General features: G+C 70.0%; 2 protein-coding genes. Both read left to right on the forward strand.

The genetic code is table 11. The features are described from left to right. Positions 1–275 precede the first annotated feature (275 nt). Entirely contained in the window at positions 276–662 is a 387-nt protein-coding gene (locus ACTHLF_RS20365) for a BlaI/MecI/CopY family transcriptional regulator (RefSeq protein WP_440329919.1), read from the forward strand. A gap of 2 nt (positions 663–664) precedes the next feature. Continuing rightward, positions 665–2,132, forward strand: a 1,468-nt coding sequence (locus tag ACTHLF_RS20370; protein ID WP_440329920.1) for a M56 family metallopeptidase, incomplete at its 3' end; no start/stop codon positions are given.

Consider the following 2,132-nt stretch of genomic DNA (forward strand, 5'->3'; position numbering starts at 1 on the left):
GGGGGGGGGGCGGCTCGCCTCTCGTTTGGGCGGGGGGGGGCCCCCCGCCCCGGGCCGGCGGGGCCGCGGGGGGGGCCCCCCCCCCCCCCCCCGCTCCCGACCCCAGCGACCATCCAGCCTAAGGCGGCGCAAGCCGCTCAGCACATGCATTCGCGCCAGCGAATGAACCGATTGCCGAGATGCCGGAGCGAGACCGTCATCATCCAGCGACAAAGCACTTGACGACAACTGTAGTCAGGCGCATTCTGCCTACATCTGTAGTCAGGAGCGTCACCGTGGCGAAGAAGTCGATCGGCGATCAGGAACTCGCCCTTTTGCAGTACATCGAGGAAGCGCCGAAGAGCTCGGTTGCCGAGGTGTGCGCCGGGTACGGCGAGCCGCGCGGGCTCGCGCGCTCCACCGTGCTCACCATGATGGAACGGCTCCGCGCGAAGGGTTACCTCGCGCGGCGCAAGGCGGAAGGGTCGTTCCGATACAGCGTCACCGGCGAATCCGGTGAAGTCATGACCGGCGCCGTCGCTCGCTTCGTCGAGCGCACCCTGCAGGGCTCCGTCTCCCCCTTCGTCGCATGGATGGCAGAACGCGGCCAGGTCAGCGACAGCGAACTCGCCGAACTCGAGGCCCTCGTCGGGCAACTGCAATCGAAGCGCAAGGGACGCTGACCATGGATATCCTCCTGGACTCGCTGCTCACCCGGCTCGCCGCCGCCTCCCTGCAGACCGTACTGTTCGCGGGATTCATCTGGGCGTTGTGCCGCTTCGTCCCCACGCTGAGTGCCGCCACGCGCTCGTGGATGTGGTGGCTGGTCGGCGCGCAGATGGTCGTCGGCCTGTGCCTTCCCGGCACGATCGATCTGCCGCTGCTTCCCGCTGCCGCACCGACCGTCATTGTTTCAGGCGACCCTGCCATGCCTGTCACCATGAGCGTCACCGACATGCCGGCCGTCGATCCGGCCGATGCATGGGCATGGTCGTGGGGCACGGCCCTGCTGGCCGCCTGGATCGTACTCGTCGCCGCGCAGGTCATCGTCGGTGTCGTTCGCTGGCGGCGCATCGCGGGTGTCGTATCACGCGCCCTGCCGCATGACGATGTCCGCCTCGAGACACTGTGCGCCCAGCGTGCACGCGCACTGGGCCTGCGCCGTTCGCCGCGCCTCGCCGTCTCGGCCGAGGTCGATTCGCCGCAGGTCGTCGGCATGCTGCGGCCCACGATCCTGCTGCCGCTCGACGATACGTTCGGTGACGACGAGCGCGAGATGGCGCTGATGCATGAGCTCGCGCACATCCGCCGTGGCGACCTACTGCTGGGCGGCATTCCCGCCCTCGCGCGGACGCTGTTCTTCTTCCACCCCATGGCCCACCTGGCCGTCCGCGAGTACGCGCTGTGCCGCGAGGCGGCTTGCGATGCGCTCGCCGTCGATCGCGGGAGACTCGCCGCCGGAACCTATGGGCGCCTCATCCTCCGCCTGGGCGTCGTGCCCCACCCGCACCATGCCTTGCCTGGCGCATCGCCCACTTTCCGCATCCTGAAGAGGAGACTCGACATGCTTGGCCAGTCGCAGGACGCGCGCCCGCGCGTCGCCACCACCCTGTTCATCGCCTCGCTCGCCCTCGCCGCGGCGTTGCCGTGGCGCATCGTCGCCGCCGCCTCGCACGTGGACACGCCAGTGGTCGCCCCGGCATCCGAGCTCGCGCCAAACGACCAGGCTGCCCCTGCCGCCGCGTCGGCCGCGGAAGCCGCACCCGCTGTCGCCGCCACGCCGGCACCCGCCGCGGCGCCTGCGGCTGCCCCCAAGGCAGCCGCACCCGCCGTCGCCGTCATCGTCGACAAGAAAACGCCGCGCGATGCGTCGGGACGCTACATCCTGCCGCCTCCTCCGGCGCCACCGCCGGCACCCGCTGCACCTGCCGCGCCCGTGGCGCCGCCGGCTCCGCCCGCACCGCCGGTCAGCGAATCCAGCCACCTGCACACGTCGTACAGCACCATCGAAGACAAGGGCGGTCGGCACAGCCTGGATATCGATGAGCGCAAGGGCTACCTGACCATCACCAACGACGATGGCCAGTGGGAGCTTCACGATCCGGCGTACCTCGCGCGCATCCGTGCGATCTACCAGCAGAGCTTCAAGGGCG

The sequence above is a fragment of the Luteibacter sp. genome, assembly GCF_051958795.1.
GTDB lineage: Bacteria > Pseudomonadota > Gammaproteobacteria > Xanthomonadales > Rhodanobacteraceae > Luteibacter.